The sequence below is a fragment of the Deinococcus radiophilus genome (assembly GCF_020889625.1).
Classification (GTDB): domain Bacteria; phylum Deinococcota; class Deinococci; order Deinococcales; family Deinococcaceae; genus Deinococcus; species Deinococcus radiophilus.
In genome coordinates this window covers 75,562-102,362 of sequence record NZ_CP086382.1, presented here as the reverse complement: position 1 = coordinate 102,362, position 26,801 = coordinate 75,562, and the positions used below count along the sequence as shown (strand labels likewise).

Sequence of the window (26,801 nt, the reverse complement as noted above, 5' to 3'; positions counted from 1 at the left end):
CGTCGCCCAGGATCAGCGCCGTCTGTGCCCCGTTCAGCGCCCAGCAGCTGCGGTCGCTCAGCGCCGCACGCACCGCGGCGAGCTGCTCACCGGGGTCAACCGCTGGAGCAGCCGAGGTTTTGAACTGATTGAACCAATCTTTAATCCTCTGCGTCACGCTGCGCCCTACTCACTCTGCCGCCTGCTGAGCGTATTCCACCACGATTTCCACCCGCTCGTTGCGGGGGTCGAACTTCTCTCCTGAATACGGCGTCTGCCCACCGCGCGCCGCGACGGCCAGGCGGTACGGCTGCACGCCGCCGGCACGGTAAAAGACCTGCGCCACCGCACTGGCCCGCGCGGCAGACAGGTCCCAGCGCTCCGGGACTCCAGGCTGCGAGGTCTGGGTATGCCCTTCAATTCTCACCCGCCGCCAGTGCTCTTCTTGGCCGCGCAGCACCACCGCGAACTCCAGCAGTGCGGCCTGTCCCGCGGGCGTCAGCTGCGCCGTGTCGCCCATAAACATCCCCTGAGACTTGAAGACCCAGCGCTGCGCTCCCGGGGGATCGTTGCGCTGCTTCGGGTCGATCAGCAGCGGGCGCTCGGTCAGGTCGGCCGACCTGACCGCCGCTGCCACCTGCTCCTGGGCCTGGCGGTACTTGACTTGATCCCAGCCGGCTTGACCGACGGCCAGCAGTCCTCCCACAAAGAAGATCAGGACCAGCACCAGGTTCAGCATCAGGTCACTGAAGGCGATGTAGGGATTGGCTTCGGCCTCCAGTCGGCGGGTCATGAGGGCGGCGTCTCCTGACGGCTCAATTGCCGCTCCAGCCGCTCGAAATTCCGATCCAGACGACTGGCGTACGCACTGTTCTCTGCCTGAATCGACTGTCCGGCCTGCTCGAAATTCTTGGCGGCCCGGCCCAGGTTGTCCCCGACCTGATCGACGCGTTCAAGCAGCAGCGAGGTCCGCTCGCCGACCGTTTCCTGCAGACCCGTCACGATTTGCGCCTGCTGCGAGAGGTGGTCTTGCAGCTCCCGGGAACTGGTTTGCAGTGACTGAGCTGCGCCTTCCTGCGCCTGGACCAGGTCACTCACGCCGCGGCTCAGGCCCTCGGTCAGCTCAGAAACCGACTGGTTCATCTCGCCGAACACGGTCTCGATCTGGGTCGACGTGGCTGACAGCTGCGTCAGGCTCTGACCAAGGGTTTCACCGGCCTGACCCAGCACCGTTTCCAGCTGACCGGCGACGCTGCTGAGTTTGACGTGGATGTTTTCGAAGCTGTCACCGGCCGTTTTAAGGTACCGGCCCATCCGCTCCATCTGACCGGTGATGGCTCGGGGAAACAGAGCTGGGACCAGATCGACGTGAATGAACTCTGCCAGCTGGTCCTGATGCTGCTCCTGCTGACGTGCGGCCAGGGCGTACGCGATGCCGGTGGCCAGGCTGAGCAGGATCCCCCACAAGCTGGCTCCGAACGCGCCCTGCATCAGGGTCATGGTCTCGGCCAGCGCTTTGGCCAGGGCGCCCGGTTCGGTGGCCGTCGCTGCATTCCGGATCGGCTCGGCCAGGGTCCCGATGGACCCAGCGAGGCCCAGCACCGTGCCGAGCAGCCCGCTCAGCATCAGCAGGTTGGGAACGTTGCGCACGGCGGCCAGTGGCGCACCCGAAGCGGCCTGAACCGCCTCGACGCCGCCTTCCAGATCAGGCGTCGCCATCATCCTGGCGCGGTCAACCAGCTGCATGGCCCGGCGAACGGCGCCGCCTGCAGGCAACTGCTCCATCTTCTCGCGCACCGCTTCAGCGAGATCTTCACTGTCGGGTGGCTCTTCGGGGTCATAGGGGTTGTGCTCGTTGAGCAGCGAGCTGACTTCGGCCATCTGGCGGCGCTCGGCCTGGCGCTGCTGAGCCGCGCGCAGCAGGCCCCAGACGAAGAAGACCGTCAGGGGGACCATCAACGCCCCCAGGATAATCCAGCCTTCCTGACGCAACTGGGTAAATGCAGTGAGATCGTTCATCATCCGAAAATCGAGTAGGGCCGGCCGAAGGGATGGGTTTCATCTTCGGGGTGAAAGCTGCACAACAGGCCGTTTTGAATGACGTCTTCGTATGTTTCGCCGACCCAGCCACCGCAGACTTTGCAGTAAAAGCCGTCTTTCTCCGCGCGGCGGGACTTGGGCAGCGGCTCTCCGGCCGCCTTGTACAGGCCGTCGACGAGTGCGCGGTCCACCGGAAACACCTCGAGCAGCGCCTGACGCAGCTGCGGATCTTCGGTCAGCCAGAGCTTGAGAATGCCCTGAACCTCCTGATCATTCCAGTCGATCACAGCGCGGATGCTGCTGGTCTGCAGCTGCTCGTACAGCCAGCGGATGTACTGCCGGCGGCCCTCTGCCGGATCGGCGGCGCTGCCGATGATTTGCCGCTGCCGCGTGTCGATGGCGGTTTGGAGGTGCGTTGCGGCATTGTTCAGGCTGCGCGGCGGGCGGCTGGCATCACGGTTCTCGAAGGCCAGCATCCGCGACGCCTTGGCGAAGCTCGCCGGCAGTCGGCGCTCACGCTCTTCAGGTTTGGCGCTGGCCCCCGGTTCCATCGGCCAATCAATGATCAGAGAGCCGCCAAGGCGGACGCCTCCATGCAGCGCCGCGAGGACCAACCGGCGGTAGGACCGTTCCAGCTCCTCAATCTCGTTTTCACGCACCGGCGTCCAGTCGATGTCGCTGCGCTTGCGGGTGAAATATTGATAACGCGGTAAGTTCACGACAGAGTTAGACTGAAACCGTGAGTGAGGTTTGGCGGCCCAGCCGATGGACACGTCAGCAGATGGAAGAGCGGCGACTCGCCGCTCTTCCGATGCTCTCCGATATGACCCTGTCCTCCAAGACGATTGCCCAGCGTTTTGGTGTCAGCGCCAGCACTGTTCGTACCTGGCGGCAGCGCTTACGACATGGCGATACCCTTGAAGCTACTTTCTCCTCTGGACGTCCCTCCTTTCTCACCGATCACCAAGTGGCTGAAATCATGGCGATGATTGAGGCAGGGCCAGATCCACAGCGTTTTCCAGACGGGCGCTGGACTACCGCACGTATTCGCGACGAGATTGGATGCAGATATGGTGTCTGGTATGACCACGACTGGGTCGGAAAGCTGCTGTTACGCTGGGGCTTTTCCTGGCAGAAAGCAGAAAAACGCCCGTTGGAACAGAATGCTGAGCAGGTCGACGCTTGGCTGGAAGCAGAGCTTCCAGTCCTGGAAAAAAAAGATAGATGATGGTGAAACCATCGTCTGGGCCGATGAAGTCGGAATCAGTATGAAGCCCGTGATTGGCAACACCTGGGCCACGCGTGGTCAGACCCCAGTGATTCTGGCCAAGACCAATTGGAAAAAGCTCTCCGTGATTGGCGGGATTACGTCTAAGGGCCAGTTTTTCCAGCAGACACACGAAGGGTCGGTCAAAGCGATGGGCTTCATCGCATTTTTGACGCATCTGATGCGACACATCAAGGGGAAGATCACTGTTGTGGTGGACAACGCTAAAATCCATAAGGCGAAGGCCGTTTCGGCCTTCGTATCACAACATGAACGACTGAGCCTAACGTACCTGCCACCGTACAGCCCTGAACTCAACCCCATTGAACGAGTGTGGGCCTATGTCAAACACCACCAACTCGCCAATTTTTGCCCAGAGACGCTGGAGCAACTCAAGGCTTACCTCCGTACGGTATGGCCGAAAATCCGCTATCGGCAACTCCCAGCCAAATTGCTAGGTATCTACCCTGAAGTGTTACCGACTTAGCACGTCATCAATAGGTATTGAAGCGGGTCGGCGTGGCAAATGACATCTCCCGGACGTCGTCGGCACCGCGCAGGGCGAAACGGTACCACTCTTCGAGCATCACCACCCGGTTGGGATCGACGCCTTCCACCTCTTTGGCCCCTGGGTTCGCGTTGCTCCAGGGCTGCAGCGAACGCCGGAACTCTGGGGTCATCCGCTTGCTGATCAGCAGCTTGCGCCGCGGCAACGGACTCATGGGATCCAGCTGACCCAGCGGCTCGTTGACGTTGAGGAAGATGCGGGCTTTGTCCGAGGCGTGAATGGCCTGGGCGCCTGGGTCGAAGCTGGGGCTGCGGCGCTCTTCGAGGCGGGTGATGATGTCCTTGCCGCTTCCTTTTAGGCGCGACTCGAACGGTTCAAGCGCCTTTTGTTCCAGGCGGTCGAGCTGCGAGCGCTCGAAGTTGTCCTGACCAGGCGACCAGGGCATGCGCAGCCAATCAGGGTCGTTGGCACCAGGCAGAATGCCGCGGTTCAGATCGGTCCAGCTGCGAATCAGATCGATGGCATGAGCTTCGATCTGACGGTCGTCCACCGCCAACTCCTCTTCTTTTTCGACCGAGCCGTTGGGAGAAGGCTCGAACAACGACAGGCCGTTGACCGCTGCCGAATCGTTTTCCAGACTGCTCCTGTGCATCCGCCAGCGGTCGGATTGATTGATCAGCCGCTTGCGCAGACTGTTCAGGCGATCCGTCACCAGCCGCGTTTCGTCGGAAATTAGCGTGAGGGTGCCTGGGTCCATGCGCCGGGTGCCGGAGGCGGACGCCCCGTCGCTGAGACCTTCGATGACTTTTTGATCCAGCCGCACTTTGACGTCTGCGTTAAGGGCGCGGTTCAGGCCGCCGATCAGGCCCTGAGACGCTTTACCTTTAAGGAAAAACATACCCAGCAGCGTATTGCTCTGAATCTCCTGAAGTTGACCCAGGGTCTGCTCGACCGCGTTGGACTGCTCACCCGCCTGCCAGCTGCGCAGTTCTCCGATGCGGGGTTCGACCCCGGCGAACAGGTCCAGCAGGTATTTGGGCCCAGCATCGTAATTCAGCAGGTACTGGTCGACCACGCCCCGCAGCCGGTCGTGGAAGACCTGAGCCGCGTGCGTCCGCCGTTTTTTCACCGTATCCAGCACAAGGCCCTGCAAACCGTCACCGCGGTTCGCCGCGAAGGCTGAGCTCAAATCCCGGTAGGCGGCGCGGGCCGCGTCAATGTTCCCGGCGCGGGCGTGCCGGACCACTTCGGCCTTCTTGGCATCCAGAATCGGCTCGATGCTGCTGCTGCTTTCGGAATCGATCAGTAGGGTCTCCCGCAGCGCGTCGGCGGTCAGGCCCAGGCGATTCAATTCACTGTCGAGGTCGCCGGAAAAAGACTGATCCTTCCAGTGGTCGACCGCGCGGACCAGGCTGCGGTATTTCAGGGCCTCCAGGATCCGCCGCATCGGGTACTCGATGGTCGAGAGACCGAAGGTGGAAAAGGCCAGGGCGCGGCCTTGCCGCAGCGCTACCGGCCCGGCATTGACCATAAAGGCCATGGGGTCGGTTTCCGGCACGAAAATGTTGAGAAACATCCGGTCGGCGACCGCGCTGTTGAGCCGGTTCAGGTCACCGGGTTCGGTAGAGTTGGGCCGCAGCAGATAGACCACGTCGTAGGGCATCTCGTCTTTTCCGAGCAGCGGCGTTCCTTCGGCCTTGTCCGGATACTTGATGGTCTTGTAACGGTCCTCATCGCTGTGCAGGTGGTACTGGTTGAGTTCGGTCAGCGCGTGATACGTATTGGCCTTCCAGACCTCAGCATCAGACTGCTGGGCGATGCTGAGATCCGGATGCGGCATGGTGAACATGCCCAGCACCCGCTCGTCGTCGTTCAAGATGGTGCGCAGCAGGATGCCCATGTCCGACGCCGTCCCGCTGCAGGTTCCTCCGCAGAGCGTGCCCACCACAATCACCCGCAGTCCGGACTGGCCCTTTTCGGTCACCGCAAAGCGCGCTTCCATCTCCAGGCCGGCATTGCTCTCGTTCAGGGCTTTACGTGCGTCGGCCTCCGACAACTGCCGCAGGCGACTGACGCGCTGCGCGACCGCATTTTTGACCTTGCTGTAGTTCTCAGGGTAGAGCAAGGACAGGCGGCCGACCATGCGGATGTGTCCGGCGCCGGCGTCTACAGACGCCCCCGGTAGCTGCGCCAGGGTGTCCATGTCGGCCCACCGAGTCAGGGCGATGCTGGAATCGTACAGTTCGGGACGCTCCAGCAGATCGCGCCAGGCGCTGGCGGAAATGCTCAGGGTCTGGAAATCGTCGGGACGCTCGCGCTTGAAGAGGTTTTCCTTGGCCGCGTCGGTCTCCAGAGCTAGGAACTCGATCCATGGTGCACGGTCGAGGCGGCCCACTTCCCATTTCACACGCTCGGCCAAGGCTTGGAGAATCTCAGTACCGGTGCTGCCCAGGCCGATCACCAGGGTCTTATACACACTCAGTTGTTCAGCGGCCATTTAGCGCCTCCCCAGTGAAGAGAATGTGAGGGTGAGAATCAGGGCCAACAGCCCGAACGTCACTGATAGGGCGACCATGTAGATCAGGTCGGTCGGACGAATCAAAAACCAGGCCGAGACAGCCAGCAGCACGAGACCAACGATCAGGGCCGTGAACATGGCCGTCGACACCGCGCTGACCGGTTCTTTGCCTCCGCCGACCATCATGTGAGCCAAGGCGAGGGACATCAGGTACCACAGCGCGAGGCCAGCAAGGGCCGTGAGCCAGAACTGCGTCTGAGAGTAGATTGGCCAGAGCTGGTCGAAAAAACTGTTGACATTCATGCTCACTCTCCTGGGAGGTAATTAAGGTTGATTTTGCGGCGGATCGGTTTGGGTACGCCGCCGGGCCCAGGCAGTTCACCGCTGAACTCCAGGACGTGGTCTGGTTGGCTGGGCCGCAGAGGCACCGTGGCGACCGTTCCCGGCAGCGTCTGGCCGTTGAGGGCGTCCAGGCGAAGCGCATTGTGGACGCTGCCGATCTGCAGGTCCTTGCCTTTTAGACTGATCTCGGCCACCGCCTCGGGAGGGAATCCAGGGATCAGCACGGGGCTGCGGCCGTTCTCGGCAACGTAACCGGGGCCGGCAATAACCGCGAACGGTTGACCCGCACGGAGGTCACGCAGGCTGAAGGTGGTCCCCTCGATGTCCAGGCTACCGCGGGAACCCCCGCGCAGCAGGGACCGGCCAAAAAAGGCCAGCGCCCCCAGGACCAGCGCGCCCAGCAGCAGGCCAAGCACCGGACCGGCGTTCGCCGGTTTCTGCGCCTCTTGGGCCGCAGCCGGGCCGGCTTTGAGCAGCTCCGAGCGTGGCTGAGCAAGTGACGCTCCGGTAAAGGTCTTGGGAATAAAAACGACCGCTTGAAGTTGGTTTTGAAGTTCTCCTGTGGGGCTCTTGACGGTGTAGGGCAGATTAACCGTGGCACCGTCCTGAGTGCCCTGGAGTCTGGTCCAGCCCTGCAGGACCTGCTGATATTCAGGCGCACTGGTTCCGAGCAGCTCACTGCTGGACGCCCCCACACTCGCCGCCGTATTGGTGAGCAGCACCAGAATGGTGGACGGATCGTTGAATTCACCTGTTAGTGTGGCGGCCACGCGCTCCGTGTCGTGTCCGCCGAGGGACCCCGCTTCCGGGGTGGTAGGCCACAGGGCCGCGACCTGTTCACGGTCGCCTGCCGCATCCTGACCGATATTAAAGGTCAGTGAGGCAGGGTTCCGGTATTCCCAGACGTCCATCTCCCAGGCCCGCGCTGAGACCTGGTCGCCCTGAACAGCTGCGCGATCGACCAGCTGGGTGGCCACTTCCCGGGCGGCCTGGGCTCCCAGCGGGTCCGCTTTGTAATGGCCGGTCGAAAAGGCCATGACCCAGTGTGCCTGTTGGCGTTCCAGGTCTCCTCCTGATTGCTGGACCCCCTTTTGAATTTGAGCAATCAGTTGATCGACGGCCGGCGACAGGCTGTCACGGACAAGCTCCGGCTTGCCCTGCGTGTCCTGGGCCGCCGCCGATCCCAGCAGCAGGGCCACTGAAAGAGCTGAAACAGTGACCCGTCTTCCTGGTTTGATGATGTTTTGATGAGCCTGCATTAAAGTCATTACCTCTGAATTGTAATAGGTTTTGCTCGGTATGGAAGCAAGTTTGTGCATTCCACAGCAGATCTGACGGAACCCTGCGCCAGGTCCTGCAGTGGTTAGACCGGCCCGTTCCATTTCAGGATCAGGTAGTGGCTGCATCAACGTGACAAGTTGTATCGGTGGAAGGCCAGAGTCAGGCTGGCTTCGAGCATTTCGTCCGTCTTCGAGAAAGACAACGACTTACGAGCAAGCCGACCCAGCCGCTGTCTCAGCGTGCAGTTCAATCGTTCGACATGATTCGTTTCTCCCTTCCGGGTTAGCCGCTTTACCCCCAAGAGCGGTTCATCGTAGGCTCGCCACAGATCGGTGCAAAACGTCCCTTTCAGTCGCTGCTCAAGGGACAATGGTAAGCGTTCCCAGAACTTGAACGCTGTTTGCTCACTGCGGTCACCCAGTACCCAGGCCAGCACCCTGCGGGTGCTGCGCTCCAGGGCAATCCAGATCCACCTCGCCTGTTTTTTCTTGGCAACGAAGGTCCACATTTCATCCAGCTCAATGACCACTTCTTCTGGAGGTGTGATGCAGACTGGTACAGTCTGCATCACTTCACGGGCCTCTCTTTTATCCACCAGATCACGGTGTTGCGGTGAACACCAAAGACGCGCTGTACTCCTCTCAGACTCATCCTGACCTTGCCCCTGTTTTCGGTGCCAGTCTGATTGCGAATTCAGCAGCAGACTGGGAGGCATATGAACGGCAAACGGTATACCGAAGCACATATTCTGGACATCCTTGGACAGCTTGAGGCGGGCACGCCTATAAGCGATTTGGCGCGACTTCATGGAGTCGCGCCAGGGACGATTTATCGCTGGAAAGCCAAGTACGGTGGCATGACCAAAGACGAAGCCCGTCAATTTCGTCAGCTGGAGGCGGAAAACCAGCGTCTCAAAAAGCTGGTTGCTGACCTTTCGCTGGACAACGCCATGCTGAAAGAGGTGGTTGGACGAACGTGGTAGGGCCTGGGACCACGTCCCAGGCGAGGACACCTCTCAAAAAACAGATAGCGATCTTCCTGAAGGACACCTTCGCCGTGAGTGAACGTCGAGTCTGTCGGGCCCTGGGCTTCTCGCGCACGACCTATAGAAGAAAAAGCCCAGAGAGTAAAAGATCTGGTTCTGGTCGAACGTTTACGTGCACTGGCACGGGAACGGCCACGCTTTGGATACCGAAGACTTCACCTGATGCTGGGCCGAGAAGGTTTGAACGTGAACCATAAGCGTGTGTACCGCATCTATCGTGCCGAAGGGCTAGCCGTTCGGAAGAAGGAGCGCAGGAAGCTCAATGTTGGGGAGCGTCAGCAGAAACCTCAGGTTTCTGCTCCTAATCAGCGTTGGAGCCTGGATTTCATGACAGACCAGCTCGCATCTGGTCAGCGATTTCGTGTGCTGAACGTGGTGGATGACTTTACCAGGGAGTGCCTGGTGATGCAGGCTGGAACGTCCATCACAGGGCACGATGTCGTGACTGCTCTGGAAGCTGTGGTGCGGTTCCGTGGTGCACCACAGGCTATTACGACCGACAATGGCCCAGAATTTACAGGGAGAGCCCTGGAACTCTGGACCCATAAGTGCGACATCATGCACCACTTCATTCGACCGGGAAAACCCGTCGAAAACGCCTATATCGAAAGTTTCAATGGACGTGTTCGGGATGAATGCCTGAACCTCCACTGGTTTCAGAATCTGGATCAGGCCCGTCTGATTCTTCGCCGCTGGCGTGAGGACTACAACGATGTCAGGCCACACACTTCACTGAATGGACAGACTCCGAACGAATTTGCCCGCCTGTTGCAGGCGGGCTGAGGTAAGCTGAGTTTCGCAAAACGACTGGTACCGCTTTTGGGGCACCCTCAGCTGGCCTACCGCGATATCGCTCTAGAGATGAAAAGCGCCGGCATCAAGTTCGAGGACCGCGCGAGAGCGTTCGGTGACCTAGGCCTGACCTACGCCCGTGAGATCACTCCCTATCCACCCAGCAAGAAGCCCTCGCCGCCTGGAAAGCGGCCGGACGGCGAGGAGTGGTCGTCCTCCCTACTGGAGCCGGGAAGACGTTGGTGGCACCTCAATGGGATAACCCCCGTGCGGCTCAATAGGGCCGTTCGCCAGGGCACCCTCCCTAGTGATCCTCCGACCCTGGGCGTCAGCCAGCATGCGGACACGTCAAAACTGTTTCCTAAAGCTCAACCATCAAAATAGCTTCAGCTCCCTGCAGCGCCTCAGCCTTTTCCTGTTTCAAAGCAGTGAGTAGTGCGGTGACTCCAGCTTCACTGAGTGAGGCCAGGGCTTCTAGCGCCTGGTCAGAAGGCGACCGCCGCAAATGTAATTTCAGAAAAGCCAGGACTGTCTCCCGTGGCTCTGAAGGGGCCTCCTCCTCTTGCGCCCTATCTCGGGCCACAACTTCTTTGCGCGATGTCTTCTCGTGGCTTTCCGTAGCCGCGTACCCCCACTTCTTAGGGTTCCGGATGGCGTCTACAATAGCTGCGGGGAGCGAGCGAGGTTTCCAACCCGTTTCCAACCGTTCGTCCACCACTCTGAGGGCAACCTTGATCCGAGCTGGATGGTCAGCGGCCAGAGCCTCCGCCACTGGGCGGGTAATCCCGCGCTCCAACAGCACGTCGACAAGCTCAGGAGCCGCTTCCAGCGAGAACCGGTAGTGAATGTTGCCAGTGCGCCCGCGGCCAGTGATAGTCACTTCATCCAGGTACCCTTCGACCTTCAAACGTTCGTGGGCAGCCTCCAGGGTCCGCTTGGAGTTGTCCAGCCGCTCTTCTTCCAGGCCACAGGCCGCCAGCCAATCTTTGAACTTGAAGCTCAGTTCTCCAGCGAGAGACCCTGCTGCAGTGACGCGGTGGGCCTGAAGAACCCGGTACAGGCTTCTGGCCTGCGGTTGACCGAGGCGGGAGAGCAACTCACCGTCGAGAATCTGGAAGAAACCATCGCGGATGGAACTGGCGAAGCTGGGAACGAAGCTGATCTTGATGGGAGACGCTTCACTCAGTTCCCGCTGCTCGAAAGGACGGTGAGACCCGGTGGCCTGGTCCATCACCTCCATCTCTGCAATGATTCCGGTCGTGGTCGTTGCACCCAGGTGACGCTGACGCTTTTCATCGAACTGCGTTCTGACCAGCGTCCATTTCACTCCACTGAGACGCAGCAGAGACTCACGCAGGCCTGCATAATATTGACCATTTCTGGAATGCCCACTGGCCGCAAGCAGTTGAGCTGCGGAAAGTTCAATCGTATTCGACTCTGGGCAGCCCGCTCTGAAAAAAAGCGTTTGCAGCGCGAGCAAGACATCTGCATCACGTCCATGAGGCCGTCCATGAAAAGCACTCCCAGTGACCCGGTACATCACCTCACCGATGGTGTACTCGGTCTCCCAACTGATCTCCGAAGGGGCAAGGTCACGCTGCACGCTGATGATGCCCGCCCTCGTCAGATCCAGTTCGTTGATTCGAATTTCCACCTTGATTGATCATATCAAGATAAATAATTATTGATTTGATTGATCAATCAAGGGGCCAATTATTAAGACTCAAAAGCCGACCCCAGCGACATTTACCTCAAAAAAATACCTCAGTTCTATCTCGCGTTTACCTCAGTTCTATCTCGCGTTTACCTCAGTTCTATCTCGCGTTTACCTCAGTTCTATCTCGCGTTTACCTCAGTTCTATCTCGCGTTTACCTCAGTTCTATCTCGCACATGTGGCTGTATTACCAAAAAAATTCCCAGGATTTGAGACAGAACCGAGGGATTGGTGCGACACTTTTGAGGGATTGACGAGACAGAACTGAGGGATTGGTGCGACACTTTTGAGGGATTGACGAGACAGAACTGAGGGATTGGAGACTTGGCTTGCATGTGAATTGTGACCGGCATGCAGGGAGGAACCCGGTGGCATATCCAGCCTCTCCCCTCCCCTTAAGCTTCCTGTTCTAGTAAGGCGGTCAGCTCTTCCAGGAGGCGCTGGGCCTTGCGGCGTCTGCGTCCGTCCAGCTGCTCAAGTCTGCCCGCCCTCAACTGTTTCGCCAGGCGCTCACCCGCCTGCACCGGATCGGTAGGCTGGAGGCTATCCGAAGGCGATGTGCTGCGAGCTGTCTTTAGAGCCTGCTCGACGTCACGTGTCCCCCACTTACTAGAAATGACCAGAGGAAGCCACTCAGCCTGCTGCTCCAAGGAGGCTTTGGTCAGCGCCATGACGGCGGCATAAGAAGCTCCCTGCTGGATAGCATCCTTCAGATGTTCGGGAAGCGAGAGCATCTTGAGATAGTGACGCTGGAAGCCAGCCACACTGAGGTCACGCCCCAGAACACTCAACGCTTCCTGCAGCGCTTGGGTGACCTCTGGAGATGTGCTGCGCCGGGCTTGTAGATCAGCGATGACCTGCTCACGCGGTTGATCAACCGCCAGGGCGACAAGGTCCACCGCCGCGTGGGCCACTTCATAGGCGTTCAGGTCCTGGCGTTCCAGATTTTCCTTGAGACCATACAAGCGAGCCTGGGTATCATCCATGTTGCGGACGATCGCGGGAATGCGGTCGAGGCCAGCGAGTCGGGCTGCTCGCCAGCGCCGTTCACCCGCCACCAGTTCGAAGGTATCCGGCCCAAGTAAGCGTACGAGGACCGGCTGCAGGACTCCATTGAGCCCGATATCCTCGGCAAGCGAGTCGATGTCGGTGAAATCCAACCGGGCCTGAAACGGGGAAGCCCTCAGCTGGTCGAGTGGAAGCTGCCTCAGGGGTGACCGCTCGGTCTGGGCCTGATCGATGCTGGATTTGACCTGCATGGTCTTGTTGAGGATGGCCTGCATCCCGGCGGACAGTGGCTTCTCAGTCATGGCTTGATCCTTTCGAGTAGCGTATCGACCACACTGACAATCTCCGCTTTCGCTTCGGCATCGGCTGGTACAGTGCCGACTGGGCGCCCTTCCGGTTGGCAGCGGTTGTATACAGCAGGACGATTGCGGATAGGACCGGCGAGCTGGTCCCCAAGGGCAGCCTGGAAGACCTGCATGGCTTCCTGAGCGTGGTTGGTATTGTCCATCTGAGTGACCACAAACATCGCAACCTTGAGGTTCTCGTTGGTGTAGGTATATTCCTCAAGCATTTCACGTACCCCTTCCAAGGCCACGAGGCCCTTGTATTTGGCAGGAATCGGTACAATCACCCAGTCGCTGGCATTGGCCGCATTGGCGGTCAGTTTGCTGAGTGAAGGTGGAGGGTCAATCAGGATGAAGTCGTACCGCCCAGATTCACGCACCTTGTCGACTGCACGGCGCAGACGGCCTTCTGAGTTGGAGTACCCGCCTAGCGCCATGTCACTGCGGCTCAGAACCAGGTGACTGGGAATCAGGTCCATGCCGTGAATGTGGACCGGGTCAGGCAGCTCTGCGTACTCCATCAGGGCGTTGCGGACCGTCTGCTCAGGCTGAGCCTCTCCATAACCCAGGAACTGACTGAGATTGGCCTGCGGGTCAAGGTCAATGAGCAAGACGCGAAAGCCGCGCTGGCTGAGTTCATAGCCGATATCCCGCACAGTGGAAGTCTTGGCGGCTCCTCCTGCGTGGTTGAACGCCATAAGTACCTGGGTTGCCTGGGTCATAACTGTATGATGCCTGCTTCAAAGAATGTCCGCAAATTTTCTGGGAAGCTGCGCAGAAATTTCTCTGGGGCAACGTTGCCCCAGAGGTAAGTGCTCAAGATTCCACTGAGCAGAATCCCGCTGCAAGCTGGCAAGAATCTCGTCTCAGACGGCCCGTGCATGGTACCGGCCACGCACAACCCAGTAGGTTCGGTGGTGGGTGTAGCCTCAAACTGGGGGCAATGTGTATCGCTCAAACCTGGGGCAGCCTTTGACACCACGCGAGCGGCTGTATGCGGCTGCCGAACTTTCTCAGAAGGCAACGGAGGCGGCGTTACTGGAGCTGTAAGACTTCACAGCCTCCCTTTGGAAATTGTAGATAGCCTGACCTGGAAATCCCCTATTCCTCAGGTTGGGCCGCAGATTCGCTGTTCAGGTCATAGAATATTTCTCATCCTATGATAACCCTACCTCTACCTCTTCTGGACTCGACTGGCCGCGCGAGATGAATATCTTTGAGCTGCGTCAGGAAGTAATAGACCAGTACGCCTCCTACGTCTCCTCGTTCGTGCATATCCGTGACCGTGACATCCGGGATTACGTCGATGGTCAGATGCAAAGTGGAGTCTTTTGGCCTGAACCACTGGTACAGCTCAATCCCAACTTCACGTCAGGTGGGAGTGTGGCCAGCCTGGTGGCAGAAGGACTGCTCCACCCACAGTGTGCCGAACTGTTTCAGGCAGGCCATCCGCCCAGGTCGCTCAATCTGCACGCCCACCAGCGAGCGGCGACCGAAATGGCGCAGCAGGGGCGTTCCTATGTCGTGACCACAGGCACAGGGTCCGGCAAATCGCTGACTTACATCCTGCCTATTGTGGACCATGTGCTGCGGTTCGGCAGCGGGCGTGGGGTGCAGGCCATCGTGGTTTACCCTATGAACGCGCTGGCGAACAGTCAGGTTGAGGAACTGAACAAATTTCTGGGCGAGAGTGGCCTCGTGACCTTCAAGCGGTATACCGGACAGGAATCCCGCGAGGAAAAGGACGCCATCATTGCCGAGCCGCCCGACATCCTGCTGACCAACTACATGATGTTGGAATTGATTCTGACCCGTCAGGATGAGGCGGACCTCGTTCGTGCAGCTGAGGGCCTCAAGTTCATTGTCTTTGACGAGCTACACACCTACCGTGGCAGGCAGGGCGCGGATGTGGCCTTACTGATTCGCCGTCTCCGTGAGCGACTGAAGGCTTCGGAGGCCATTTGCGTAGGCACCAGCGCCACCATGTCCTCCAGTCGAAACTATCAGGAGAGGCAATCGACGGTCGCCAGTGTAGCCGCCAAGCTGTTTGGGGTAGAGATGACGCCAGAGCAGGTCATTGGCGAAACGCTCGAACGGACGACGCATGGGCAGCCGGATCCAGCAGACTTGCGGGCCGCCATCACTCAACCCGTACCTGCAACTTTTGATGCGTTTGTGCGTGATGCCCTGGTCGTCTGGCTTGAAGACCATGTGGGCCTGGAGTGGGACGAGGCCGCGGGGCGTTATGACCGCAAACCGCCACGGGCTGTCACGGGTGAGAACGGTCTTGCTGAACTTCTGCGTACGGAAACGGGCCTGCCTGCCGTACAGTGCCAGGAAGCCTTGCAGAGCAGGCTGCTTCAGGGCAATGCTTTACGGCATCCTGAGACAGGCCGCCCCATCTTCGCCTTCAGGCTCCACCAGTTCATCAGTAAGGCGGCGACGGTATATGCGCCTCTGCTCCCTGCTGCCGAGCGTCTGCCGCACCTCACCTTGCAGGGACAGGTGTATGCCCCGGGAAGTGAGCGCCGCCTGCGCCTCTATCCACTGGAGTTTTGCCGCAATTGCGGGCAGGACTACTACTCTGTCAGGCGTTCGGTAGACCCTGCCACTGGGCGCGAAGCGTTTCTGGCACGCGGAAACGGCTGGGGACAGGAGAGCACCTCTGAAGACGGTTATCTGTACCTGGGCACTCCAGCCTGGCCTACCGATCAAGAGCTGGTCATAGAACGTCTGCCTGAAAACTGGATTGAAGAAAGGAACGGCGGGTTCCACATCAAGTCAAGTCAGCGTAAACATTTGCCTTATCCTGTGCGCCTGAACGGTTTAGGGGAGCAGACCCAGCAAGGAGTACAGGCTGCTTTCATTCAGGGCGAGTTCCGTTTTTGCCTCTGCTGCGGGGTCAGTTATCTGGGCCGCACAGGTAAGCTGACCAAGCTGTCCACCCTTTCGAGTGAGGGCCGCTCAACCGCCACCACCCTGCTGAGCATGGCGGCGGTGCAGGGGCTGAGAAAGTCCGACCTGAGCGAGGAAGCCAGAAAAATTCTCTCGTTTACCGATAACCGCCAGGACGCTTCGTTGCAGGCGGGGCACTTCAACGATTTCGTGTTCACGGCCTCGCTGCGGGCAGCGCTGGCCCGTGCGCTGAAACAGGAACCGCTCGGTCTGGAGAACGTGGCACAAAAAGTCTTTGCGGCCCTTGAGCCTGATTTTGCCTCTTTCGCGAGTGACCCCAATGCCCGTTTTGGGGAACGTGACCGCACCATCAAAATGGCACACAACCTGATTGGCTACGCGCTATATAGCGATCTGGCCGAGGGCCGCCGCCTCACCCTGCCCAACCTGGAAGGGGTGGATTTGGTGCGGTTCAGTTACCCGTATCTGCGCGAAGTCTGTGAGGCGCAGGACCTCTGGGAGCGTGCACATCCGGCCCTGTCGGTGGTCAGAAGCGGCATCGTGGAAGTGCGTGAGCGTGTTGCCAAGGCATTGCTGGACTGGATGCGGCAGAATCTCGCCATCAAAGCGCCCTATCTGGACGTAGATTATCTGCAAACTGTGATTTTGAACCGTGGTCTGATAAGGGAAGACAGCCCGCTGACCTTACCACCTGAGGAAGCGAACAACCTTACCATCTCCAAGCGCGTCGTTCTCGGCTCACTCCCCCGCTCGGAGAACCGCTTTTCCGGTCGCCTGACCCTCAGCGCTCAGGGGTCGGTGGGCCGCTATCTCAGGCGGCCCGAGACGCTGGCCTGGAGTCAGAAGCTAGGGTATCCCGACATTGAAGCCATCTTGCATGACCTCATCCATGCCCTGTCTGAATTTATCGAAGAGGTGGAGGCTGGCGCGTACCAGCTCAAGGGCACCAGTTTCATGTGGGAGGCTGGTCCAGGCACCGAGGCGTCCCTCGACACGCTGAGGGTGGTGCGGCCTACGGGCACGGACGCGCCACGGGTCAATTCCTTTTTTCTGTCGCTGTACCAGCAGCCAGCCAGCGAGTTTAGAGACCTGTATGGAGCGGAACACACCGCTCAAATCCGCCCCGAGGAACGTGAGAAGCGCGAAGAAGCCTTCCGCAGCGGCGCCTTACCAGCCCTGTTCTGCTCACCAACGATGGAGCTTGGGGTAGATATCAGCAGCCTCAACGTGGTGCATATGCGGAACGTGCCGCCGACCCCCGCCAATTACGCCCAGCGCTCTGGACGCGCCGGGCGCAGCGGGCAGCCTGCGCTGGTCATGACCTACGCGACGACGGGCAATAACCATGACCAGTATTTCTTCCGCCGCCCAGAGCAGATGGTGAGCGGTACCGTCTCCACGCCGCGTATCGAGCTAGGCAATGAGGCGCTGGTGCGCTCGCACGTCCACGCCATCTGGTTGGCCGAGACAGGAAAGAAGCTGCCTGTCTCGGTGGCTGACCTGCTGGATGTGAGCGGTGAAGAGCCGAGTCTAGCACTGCTGCCTGACCTGCTGATTCCGTTCGGGGATGAGGGGGTGCGCCGCCGCACCTTACTTCGGGCCGGCCAACTGCTCAGCAGCCTTGGCCCCAGCCTCAGTCAGGCGACCTGGTACAGCGACGAATGGCTCGACTACACCGTCAGGCAGGCTGCCCATGAGTTCGACCGCGCCCTTGACCGCTGGCGTGACCTGTACCGCAGCGCTCTGTCTCAGTTGCATCTCAACAATGCCGTTCTGGCTGATGCCACCAAAGGGCACCTCCGTGAGCAGGCGCAGCGGCTGCACGCCGAGGCCAACACCCAGTTGGGACTGCTGCGTAAGCCCGATGGTGACCTCTCCGATTTCAGCACCTACCGCTACCTGGCTTCGGAAGGGTTCCTGCCTGGCTACAATTTTGCCCGCCTGCCCCTGTCGGCCTACATTCCTGGGCGCCGGGGGCTGAAGGCCAAGAACGACAGCTACCTTTCACGCCCCCGCTTCTTGGCTCTCTCGGAGTTCGGGCCTAACGCCATCGTCTATCACAATGGGGCCAAGTATGAGGCGAACAAGGTCATCGTGCCCGCACGTGGCGAAACCAGTGAACTTCCGACCGTGAGCGCCCAGCGCTGTGAACGGTGTGGCTATCTGCATCACGGTACGGGGGCGGAGGCCAGAGATGTATGCGAAAACTGCGGTGCGCCCCTGGCACCCGCGCAGCCTAACCTGTTTCGCATGACCTCGGTGGCGACCCGCCGCCGTGAGCGCATCGGCAGTGACGAAGAAGAGCGCCGCCGCATCGGGTTTGATGTGAAAAGTGGCCTGCGCTTCGCCTCGCGTGGTGGCAAGTCGGACCGTGTGCAGGCGCAGGCTGTTTCAGATGCAGGCACGCCACTCTTAAACCTGACCTACGGGGATGGGGCGACGCTCTGGCGCATCAACTACGGCTGGCGCAACCGTGAGAACAAGCAGGAACTCGGCTTTCTGTTCGACCCCGAGACGTCACAGTGGCTCAGCAAAGAGGCTTACCAGAAGAAGCAAAAAGCCGCAGGTGGCCGTGAGGTGGCCGCGCAGAAGGTCATTCCCTACGTTGAAGACACCCGTAATGTCCTCTTGATTGAGCCCGCTCTTCCTGCGGATGCTGCCCAGATGGCAACCCTGATGAGCACCCTCAAGAACGCCATTCAGCTTGCTTACCAGCTTGAAGACAGCGAGCTGGCCGCCGAGCTCCTGCCGGACGGTCATAATCCAAAGCAGATTCTGCTGTACGAAGCGTCTGAAGGAGGAGCCGGGGTCTTGCAGGATTTGGTCTTCAGCTCTGGTGCGCTCGGTCGGGTGGCCCATCAGGCGCTGGAGCTGCTGCACTTTGACCCCGGCACGGGTGAAGACAGGGGGCACGCTCCCCACGCTGCGGAGCGCTGCGCCGCCGCCTGCTATGACTGCTTGATGACCTACGGCAATCAGGGCATGCACGAACTGCTGGACCGGTTCCTGATGCGTGACCTGTTGCTGGCCCTGCAAGGAGCGCGCGTCGCTGTGCAGGGAGCGCAGGAGGAAAATCACCTGGACACTCTGCTGGCCCGCTGTGACAGTGAGCTGGAGCGGGAGTGGCTGCGCTTCTTGCAAGCGGAGGGGAGAAGGCTCCCATCTCACGCCCAGCCCCTGATTCCAGACCACTACGTCCGCCCGGACTTTGCCTACGCGGATGAGGCAGCGGTCGTCTTTATTGATGGGCCGCACCACGAGCTACCAGGCCAGACGGCTACGGATGCCCGCCAGCGCGAGGAGCTGGAACTGGCTGGCTACACTGTCATCACATTTACTTACAACCAGAGCGAGTGGCCTGCCATCCTGGCGCGCTACGCCTTTATGTTTGGAGAAGGTTGACTATGAGTTTTGATATCGGTTCGATGGTGCGTGCACGTGGGCGCGACTGGGTGGTGCTCCCCGAAAGCAGCGCGGACTTTCTGCTACTCAAGCCCCTGGGAGGCAGCGACGCGGAAGTTACGGGCCTTTACGCCGGAGAAGGTGGAGAAAAGGTCCGCACCGCCGCCTTCGATGACCCCACGCCCACTGCCTTCGGTACGGCCAGCGGGGCCAGACTGCTGCTGAACGCGGCGCGGCTGGCCGTCCGCAGTGGTGCGGGGCCGTTTCGCTCGCTGGGCCGGCTGGGCTTTGAGCCCCGTCCCTACCAGCTGGTACCGCTGCTGATGGCGCTGCGTCAGAGTCCAGCGCGCCTGCTGATTGCCGATGACGTGGGGATTGGCAAGACGGTAGAAGCGGCGCTGATTGCCCGCGAACTGCTGGACCGGGGTGAGATAGACCGCCTGGCCGTGCTGTGCCCCCCGCACCTGGCCGACCAGTGGGTGGAGGAGCTGCGGGTCAAGTTCGGAATAGACGCGGTCGCCGTGCTGCCGGGCACCGCCCGCCGCCTGGAGCGCGGCTGCAATCCCGGCCAGAGCATCTTCGAGCGCTACAAGTTCACCGTAGTCAGCCTAGACTTGGTCAAATCGGACCGCTGGCGGCAGGATTTCCTGACCAACGCGCCGGAATTCGTGATTGTGGACGAGGCGCACGCCAGCGCGGAAGGCGCAGGCCTGGGCACCAAGCGCCACCAGCGGTACCGCCTGCTGGAAGAACTGGCCGCTGACCCCGAGAGGCATCTGCTGTTGGTCACCGCCACGCCGCACGGTGGCAAGGAAGACGCGTTTAGAAGTCTCTTGCGGCTGCTGAATCCTGATTTCGCCAGCTTGCCGCTGGACCTTAGCGGTGCTCAGAATGAGCGTGCCCGCGCCACCCTGGCGAGGCACCTGGTGCAGCGGGGCCGCAAGGACATCACTGAGTATTTGCAGGAGGGTACCCCTTTCCCCAGGCGGCATGATGCGGAACTCCAGTACACCCTGCATCCCGACTACGCAGCTCTGTTCGACGACGTGCTGGATTACGCCCGCGAGAGCGTGCAGGTACCCGGCGAAGCCCAGAGCCGTACCCGCATTCGCTGGTGGGCGGCGCTAGGACTGCTGCGTGCCCTGGCGAGCAGTCCGCAGGCCGCCGCCGCCACCCTGCGTGAGCGGGCCAGTGGTGAAGGAGAAACCGAAGAAGCTGTGATTGACCGCCTGGGCCGCGAGCTGGTCCTGGATCCCGAAGAAGGCGAGGAAGGGGCGCTGGACGTGACCCCAGGAGCACAGGTGGACAGCCAGGAGAGCGAGGCTACCCGTACACTGCTGCAACTGGCGGAGCGGGCCGACGCCCTGGCCGGACCTAAAGACAACAAATTGAAACTGTTGACTACTCAGGTGACCGAACTGGTGAAGCAGGGCTTCGCGCCTATCGTCTTTTGCCGCTTTATCGCCACTGCTGAGGCGGTCGCAGTTCACCTGGGGAGCGTGCTGAAAGACACTGAAGTGATGGCCGTCACAGGCCGCCTGACCCCTGACGAGCGAGTGGCCCGCATTGAGGAACTGGCCCAGCACGAGCGGCGCGTGCTGGTGGCAACGGACTGCCTCTCTGAAGGTATCAACCTGCAAAGCGTGTTCAGCGCGGTCATTCACTATGACCTGCCCTGGAACCCCACCCGCCTCGACCAGCGCGAGGGCCGCGTGGATCGCTACGGGCAGCTTTCACCAGAAGTGCGGGTGCTCATCATGTATGGCGCAGACAACCGCATCGACACCCTGATTCTGGACGTGCTGGTGCGCAAGCACCGCCTGATTCGGGCCACTTTGGGCACCAGCATTCCCGCCCCCGAAGAAGCCGAGAGCCTGTTGGACGTGCTGCTCAGCCGCGTGCTGGAAACCGGCTCGCGCGAAGCCATTCAGCCGCTGCTGTTCGAGGAGGTGCAGGCCTTCGATGTGAAATGGCGTGACGCGGCAGAAAGCGAGAAGAAGTCGCGCAGCCGCTTTGCACAGAACAGCATCCGCCCTGAAGAGGTTGCAGGAGAACTGGCGGCGGTTCGCGAGGCGCTGGGCGATGCCCACACCGCGCAGGACTTTGTTCTAGAGGCGCTGGGCACTGCTGGAGTCAGTGTCAGCCCACGGCTGGACGGCAGCTTCGTGGCCGACCCTGCACAGGCAGACATCAGGGCCGAGTTCCGCGACTTTCTGCGCTCAGCGCGGCGCTTTCGTTTCAGTCCGCAGGCGGACAGAGGCGTGGTGCCACTGGCCCGTAACCACCCGCTAGTGGAGCAGCTTGCCAGTACTGTGCTGGGTCAGGCGCTGGAGGCCCCAGAGGAGGCCGCCGCCAAGCGCGTGGGCGTGATTCGCACTTCTGGCGTGACTACCCAGACCACCCTGCTGCTGCTGCGCCACCGCTTTCACCTGACGGGGCGCAAGGGGAACCGCACCTGGCAGACCCTGGCCGAGGAACTCGACCTGCTGGCCTTCGCGGGTCGCGCCGAGGAGCCGACCTGGCTGACCCCGGAGCAGACCCGCGCTCTGCTGACCCTCACCCCTGAAGGCAATCTGGCCCCAGAGCAGAAGACCGAGCGGCTGACCCGCACGCTCAGCGACCTGCGCGGCATGGACGACCTGCTGATGAACCGCGCCCAGGAGCGGGCTGCCGCCCTACTGGAAGCCCACGAGCGGGTACGCGGAGCCGCCAGGGGTCAGGGCGTGACCTACACGGTGGAACCGCCTGGCTCACCCGACCGCCTGGGCGTGTACCTCTTCTTGCCCGTGCCTAAGGTTGGAGGCATCCAGTGAGTCCGACTCAGCTTCAACACGTTCAGGTTCATGCGCTGGGCCTGACCGATGATTTCCTGCTGCAACTCTCTGACCGTGCCCAGACCGCCAAGCTGGCAGGGGCAAGCCCCAGTAGCTATGACCTACCGCCCAAAGTCACCCTGGAAGAAGCGGTGCAGGATGCCTGGGACGATGCCCGCAAGGCCTGGGCACGCTACCAGCAGCACGGCACCGATGTCTGGGCGGGGTGGGTGCGCCCGCTGCTGAGAGTGCTGAGCTATTCCTTTGTGGGGGCAGGAACCGCCAGCGGCAAATACGCGGTAAGCAACCTCTCGGAGACGGGCGACGTGCCGCTGCACTTTACCCGCCAGGCTGACCTGGACCGGGTGACGGACGAAACGGGCGTGCGGGTCAGCCCCCACGGGCTGATGCAGGGCTACCTGAACGCCGAAGAACAGCACCTGTGGGGTCTGGTCACCAACGGCGAGACGCTGCGGCTGCTGCGCGACAACGCTCAGGTGACGCGCCCCGCCTACGCCGAGTTTCAGATAGGCGACATCATGCGGACCGAGGACGCCCGCGCCTTCCGGGTGCTGTGGCTGCTGCTGCACCGCTCCCGCCTGCGCGGAGGCAAACTGGGGCCGCTGGAAGCCTGGAACGAGGCCAGTAAGGAGCTGGGTCAGCGGGCCAACGATACCCTGCGCGATGGAGTCAAGCAGGCGGTAGAAGCCCTGGGCACTGGCTTCCTGCGCCGTAATCCTGAGCTGCTGGAGAGAACCCGCACGGGTGAGCTGCCCGCCGCTGACCTCTACCGTGCCTGCCTGAACACTGTGTATCAACTGGTCTTCCTGTTCGTGACGGAAGACCGCGACCTGTTGTTCGCCCGCCGCGAGGACGGCGAGTACCTGCCCGACGCCGTCACCCGTGCGCGGGCCGCCCACTACCTGACCCGCACCCTGCGGCAGAAGGCGGGGGCCGTGACGGGCAGCGTCCACCACACCGATGCCTACGCCGCCTGGGAGCGCTTGCTGGGCTACCTCCGCACGGGGTTCGAGCCGCTGGGCCTGCCTGCGCTGGGAAGTCTGCTGTTCCAGCCGAACGCCCTCAGTGGCCTCAAGCTCAGCAACGCTGACTTTTACGCCGCTCTTCGGGCGCTGAGCGAAATCAGCGTGAACGGTAGCCTGCGCCTCGTGAACTACGCGGGTCTGGACTCCGAGGAACTGGGCAGCATCTACGAAAGCCTGCTGGAACTGGTGCCGCGTATTGAGGTCGGCCCGCGCTTCTCGCTGGCGGTGCTGCCTGGCAACGAGCGCAAGACCACCGGCAGCTACTACACGCCCAGCTCTCTGATTGAGTTGCTGCTGGAATCGGCGCTGGACCCGGTGATAGAGGATGCGGTGCGGAACAAGCTCCCCGAAGAGGCCATCGCCGCCCTCAAGAACCTGAAAGTGATTGACCCCGCCTGTGGCAGCGGCCACTTCCTGATTGCCGCCGCCCGCCGCATCGGGGCGCGGCTGGCCGAATTGGAAGAGGAGACGGGCCAGCCTAGCCCCCGTGCGGTGCGCCGCGCCACCCGCACGGTTATCGCGCACTGCATCTACGGAGCCGACATCAACCCGATGGCGATTGAGCTGGCAAAGGTCGCCCTGTGGCTGGAAGCGCAGGACGCAGGCAAGCCGCTGGCCTTCCTGGACCACCGCCTGCGCGTGGGCAATAGCCTCTTGGGCACCACGCCAGACCTGATGAACGCCGAAGACGAGATTCCAGAGAAAAAGCCCAAGCGCGGGATGCCCGTGCCCGCCGTGCGTGCCCAGACGCTGCACCTGCCCGACGCCGCCTTTGCCGCGTTGGAAGGCGACGACAAAAAGACCGTTTCGGAGCTGAAAAAGCGCAACAAGGCCGAGCGCGAAGACCTCATCAAGCAGGCGCACGGAGCGCAAGCCCTTTTTAACCTCACCGAAGACCTGGCCCCTATCACCGCGATGGTGAGGGCACTGGGCAACATCGAACCTGAAGACCTGCTGCATGTGCAGACGCAGGAAAGCACCTGGGCCACTATTCAGCGCAATCCGCACATGCAGAACAAAAAACTGCTGGCCGATGCCTGGGCCGCCGCCTTCGTGCTGCCCAAAGTCGCGGGCGCGCCTGCCATTACCACCTACACCCTGCACGCCCTGAAAGCCAACCCGCAGGCCGAGAGCCTCGCCCCCCTCCGGCAGGCCGTGGCCGAGGCTGCCGCGCAGTACCACTTCCTGCACCCCCACATCGAGTTCCCCGACGTGTTTGGCGACGCGGGCAAAGGCGGCTTCGACTGCGTGCTGGGCAACCCGCCGTGGGAAAGAATCAAGTTGCAAGAAAAGGAATGGTTCGCCCAGCGTGTGCCCGAAATCGCCACCGCGCCCAACGCTGCCGCCCGCACGAAGCTGATTAAAGACCTCAAGACCGAGCGCCCCCAGATTTACGCCGACTTTTTGCGCGACCTACGCCAAGCCGAAGGCGAAAGCCATTTCATCCGTGCCAGCGGGCGCTACCCGCTGACGGGGCGCGGCGACGTGAACACCTACGCCATTTTCAGCGAGGCGAACCGCGACAGCCTGAACCCTTACGGGCGCATGGGCATTATCGTGCCTACGGGCATAGCCACCGACGACACCACCAAGTTTTTCTTTCAGGACATGATGAACGGGCAAAATCTGGTGAGTCTGTACGACTTTGAGAACCGCAACGCGATTTTCCCCGGCGTACACCGCTCATTTAAGTTCTGCACGCTCAGCGTCAGCGGTAAGGATGACAAGCAGAGCGCCGCCCAGTTCGTTTTCTTTGCGCTCAATGCCGAAGAAGTGCGCGACCCTGACAAGGTTTTTAGCCTCTCGCCGCAGGAAATCGCCCTGCTGAACCCCAACACCCGCACCGCGCCCGTGTTCCGCAGCGCCAGAGATGCCCGAATCACCAAAGAGATTTACCAGCGCGTGCCTGTGCTGCTGAACGAGGCCACAGGCGAGAATCCTTGGGGCATTCGGTTTATGGCAATGTTCCACATGTCCAACGACTCTGGCCTATTCAAAACCGCCAAAGACTTGGAAGAAGACGGCTTTGCGCTGCACGGCAACCGCTACCGCAAAGGCGCAAGCGAACTGCTACCGCTGTACGAAGCCAAGCTGATGCACCAGTTTGACCACCGCTTTGCGACCTACACGTCAGAGGGCGAGACGCGGGACATGACCAGCGCAGAAAAGGCCGACGCAAACGCTTTGCCTTTGCCGAGGTACTGGGTAGAAGCGGGGGAAGTGGAAGAAAAATTGGGCAAGAAGGAGGGTAGGCGCAACAGTGAATGGGAATGGACTAAAGGCTGGTCTATGGGCTGGCGCGACATCACAAACTCAACCAACGAGCGAACTTACATAGGTTCAATCTATCCACGCTTTGCGGCTGGCGATACATTCCTTCAAATGTATACAGATGAGCCAAGCAGAAAAGTTTGTGCTCTGATTTCAATGGTCAATAGCTTTGTATTTGATTATGCTACACGGCAGAAAATTGGCGGGACACACCTTAAATACAACGTCACAAAGCAACTCCCCGTTCTCCCTCCATCATCCATTACCCATCATCTAACGCCGTTTAGGGCCTGACCGCCCCCTGGTGAAGTGCGTCTCAGACACATAAAAATAGAGACGACATGGCTAAATATCGTCTCCACCATAGTCTAGGACGTCGGCACGTCATTCGCCACCTCTATTTCTGGGCTAAGAAGCATTTCAGCGACCAGAAAATCTGCCCGCACCAGAAGGTCACAGATGCCATGCTGGTTGCTCTGCTGCTCTCCCGTCTCGTCTTCAAGCATCCATTTCCTTCCATCTGGTGGAACATCCTCAAGGAAGACCGTCCCGGTCTTCCTTCCTACACTCAGGCCTACACCAGGGGCATCAAACTGTTGCCACTCCTAGAGCATGTTGCAAGCCCAGCTCAGCCCTGCACTGAAGTCGTAGTTGATTCAATGCCCCTCCCCATTTGCCGTCCCAAACGCACGCACCTTTGTCAGTTCCCAGGCGCGAAATGGGGATTTGGAACTCAGGGCGAGTTCTTCGGATATAAGCTGCACGCCTGGGTCACACCAGGTGGACAAATCGTTCAGTACGTCATCCGACCTGCCAACCTCCATGACGTTACGGTCAGCTATGAGCTGAATCTCAGATGGCCAGAGTTTGAAGGCCCAACCATCATTGGCGATAAGGGGTATTGCTGTCTGGGCTACGTGTATCCGCCCAAGAAGAACACCAGATATGACACGGGATGGCGAGATTCTCGCCATCCCAAAATCCGCAAACGTATTGAAACAGTCTTCTCTGCGCTTGTGGAAGCTCAAATCCGCTCTGCCCAAACCAAAACCCTGGGTTCACTTAAGCTCCGCGTCGTCTTAGCCGTACTCGCCCACAATCTTGCTAGGCTCTAAACGGCGTATCTATCATCCTTCATCACTCCCCGCGTCCTCGAACTGACCTACACCGCCCACGACCTCACGGCCTTTGCGCGTGACCTGGGCTACGGGGGCGAACCGTTCGTCTGGAACGACGAGCGGCGCTTCTGGCTGCGGGCCGAACTGGACGCGCTGTACTTCATCCTGTACGGGATTGCGCGGGAGGACGTGGACTATGTCATGGACACCTTCCCGATTGTGCGGCGCAAGGACGAGGCGGCACACGGGTCTTACCGCACCAAAGAAGCGATTCTGAGCGTGTACGACGAACTGCAAACGCTGGGGCTGGAGCGGCTGGGCGAGTACCCCAGCCGGGTCAGTGGGGGAGATGTGGCTGGGGGGTGGGGGCCACTATGAACAGTCAAATTGAAAGCC

At 60.6% G+C, this 26,801-nt stretch carries 14 protein-coding genes and 4 pseudogenes; 8 read left to right on the top strand and 10 right to left on the bottom strand.

Features of this window, described 5'->3' with window-relative positions; all coding sequences use genetic code 11:
• Window positions 1-169: 169 nt before the first annotated feature.
• The 3 genes from LMT64_RS12685 to LMT64_RS12675 are packed head-to-tail and all read right to left on the bottom strand — an operon-like array spanning window position 170 to window position 2,738.
• Window positions 170-772 carry an OmpA/MotB family protein gene (locus LMT64_RS12685; RefSeq protein ID WP_126353458.1) on the bottom strand — a complete coding sequence of 201 codons (603 nt, stop codon included), beginning with the start codon at window positions 770-772 and terminating at the stop codon, window positions 170-172.
• Window positions 769-1,998 (bottom strand): methyl-accepting chemotaxis protein, encoded by a 1,230-nt coding sequence (locus LMT64_RS12680; protein WP_229253569.1) that lies wholly within the window; start codon window positions 1,996-1,998, stop codon window positions 769-771. The genes LMT64_RS12685 and LMT64_RS12680 overlap by 4 nt, the downstream gene beginning before the upstream one ends.
• Window positions 1,998-2,738 carry a hypothetical protein gene (locus LMT64_RS12675; protein ID WP_126353454.1) on the bottom strand — a complete coding sequence of 247 codons (741 nt, stop codon included), beginning with the start codon at window positions 2,736-2,738 and terminating at the stop codon, window positions 1,998-2,000. Before LMT64_RS12675 ends, LMT64_RS12680 begins: the two co-directional genes overlap by 1 nt.
• Before the next feature lie 62 nt (window positions 2,739-2,800).
• Here LMT64_RS12675 and LMT64_RS12670 point away from each other — a divergent pair.
• Window positions 2,801-3,773, top strand: a protein-coding gene (locus LMT64_RS12670) for an IS630 family transposase (protein ID WP_229253457.1) whose coding sequence is annotated in 2 segments (ribosomal slippage) — window positions 2,801-3,223 and window positions 3,225-3,773 — 972 coding nt in all. Because the reading frame shifts where the segments join, the coding sequence is not laid out codon by codon here.
• A gap of 7 nt (window positions 3,774-3,780) precedes the next feature.
• Here LMT64_RS12670 and LMT64_RS12665 read toward each other — a convergent pair.
• From LMT64_RS12665 to LMT64_RS12650, 4 genes and pseudogenes are all read right to left on the bottom strand, one after another.
• Window positions 3,781-6,291 (bottom strand): tubulin-like doman-containing protein, encoded by a 2,511-nt coding sequence (locus LMT64_RS12665; RefSeq protein ID WP_126353650.1) that lies wholly within the window; start codon window positions 6,289-6,291, stop codon window positions 3,781-3,783.
• Window positions 6,292-6,615, bottom strand: coding sequence for a hypothetical protein (locus LMT64_RS12660; protein WP_126353648.1), 324 nt, complete (start codon window positions 6,613-6,615; stop codon window positions 6,292-6,294).
• A 2-nt stretch (window positions 6,616-6,617) separates the two neighbouring features.
• Window positions 6,618-7,922, bottom strand: coding sequence for a hypothetical protein (locus LMT64_RS12655; RefSeq protein WP_229253568.1), 1,305 nt, complete (start codon window positions 7,920-7,922; stop codon window positions 6,618-6,620).
• Window positions 7,923-8,059: 137 nt separating this feature from the next.
• Window positions 8,060-8,589: pseudogene (locus tag LMT64_RS12650) on the bottom strand (IS1 family transposase); the annotation flags it as partial.
• Window positions 8,590-8,650: 61 nt separating this feature from the next.
• On the opposite strand from LMT64_RS12650, the pseudogene LMT64_RS12645 reads away from it, so the two are divergent.
• Together LMT64_RS12645 and LMT64_RS14325 are read left to right on the top strand one after the other, a co-directional pair.
• A pseudogene (locus LMT64_RS12645) lies at window positions 8,651-9,763 on the top strand (IS3 family transposase).
• A gap of 206 nt (window positions 9,764-9,969) precedes the next feature.
• Window positions 9,970-10,053: pseudogene (locus tag LMT64_RS14325) on the top strand (hypothetical protein); the annotation flags it as partial.
• Window positions 10,054-10,133: 80 nt separating this feature from the next.
• On the opposite strand, the gene LMT64_RS12635 reads toward LMT64_RS14325, so the two are convergent.
• The 3 genes from LMT64_RS12635 to LMT64_RS12625 form a co-directional block, all read right to left on the bottom strand.
• Complete coding sequence (locus LMT64_RS12635) at window positions 10,134-11,426, bottom strand: replication initiator protein A (protein ID WP_126353251.1); 1,293 nt, start codon at window positions 11,424-11,426, stop codon at window positions 10,134-10,136.
• A 456-nt stretch (window positions 11,427-11,882) separates the two neighbouring features.
• Window positions 11,883-12,797, bottom strand: coding sequence for a ParB/RepB/Spo0J family partition protein (locus LMT64_RS12630; RefSeq protein ID WP_126353254.1), 915 nt, complete (start codon window positions 12,795-12,797; stop codon window positions 11,883-11,885).
• Window positions 12,794-13,561 carry a ParA family protein gene (locus tag LMT64_RS12625; protein ID WP_126353256.1) on the bottom strand — a complete coding sequence of 256 codons (768 nt, stop codon included), beginning with the start codon at window positions 13,559-13,561 and terminating at the stop codon, window positions 12,794-12,796. Before LMT64_RS12625 ends, LMT64_RS12630 begins: the two co-directional genes overlap by 4 nt.
• Before the next feature lie 484 nt (window positions 13,562-14,045).
• On the opposite strand from LMT64_RS12625, the gene LMT64_RS12620 reads away from it, so the two are divergent.
• The 5 genes and pseudogenes from LMT64_RS12620 to LMT64_RS14320 all read left to right on the top strand — a co-directional run.
• On the top strand, window positions 14,046-19,157 hold the full coding sequence (locus LMT64_RS12620) for a DEAD/DEAH box helicase (protein WP_126353258.1): 5,112 nt from the start codon (window positions 14,046-14,048) through the stop codon (window positions 19,155-19,157).
• Between the two features lie 2 nt (window positions 19,158-19,159).
• A complete protein-coding gene (locus tag LMT64_RS12615; RefSeq protein WP_126353260.1) occupies window positions 19,160-21,970 on the top strand; it encodes a helicase-related protein in 2,811 nt (936 codons plus the stop codon).
• A complete protein-coding gene (locus tag LMT64_RS12610) occupies window positions 21,967-25,581 on the top strand; it encodes an Eco57I restriction-modification methylase domain-containing protein (protein ID WP_229253567.1) in 3,615 nt (1,204 codons plus the stop codon). The genes LMT64_RS12615 and LMT64_RS12610 overlap by 4 nt, the downstream gene beginning before the upstream one ends.
• Before the next feature lie 47 nt (window positions 25,582-25,628).
• Entirely contained in the window at window positions 25,629-26,402 is a 774-nt protein-coding gene (locus tag LMT64_RS12605; protein WP_229253358.1) for an IS982 family transposase, read from the top strand.
• A gap of 15 nt (window positions 26,403-26,417) precedes the next feature.
• Window positions 26,418-26,783 (top strand): annotated as a pseudogene (locus tag LMT64_RS14320) (hypothetical protein); the annotation flags it as partial.
• Between the last annotated feature and the right edge of the window lie 18 nt (window positions 26,784-26,801).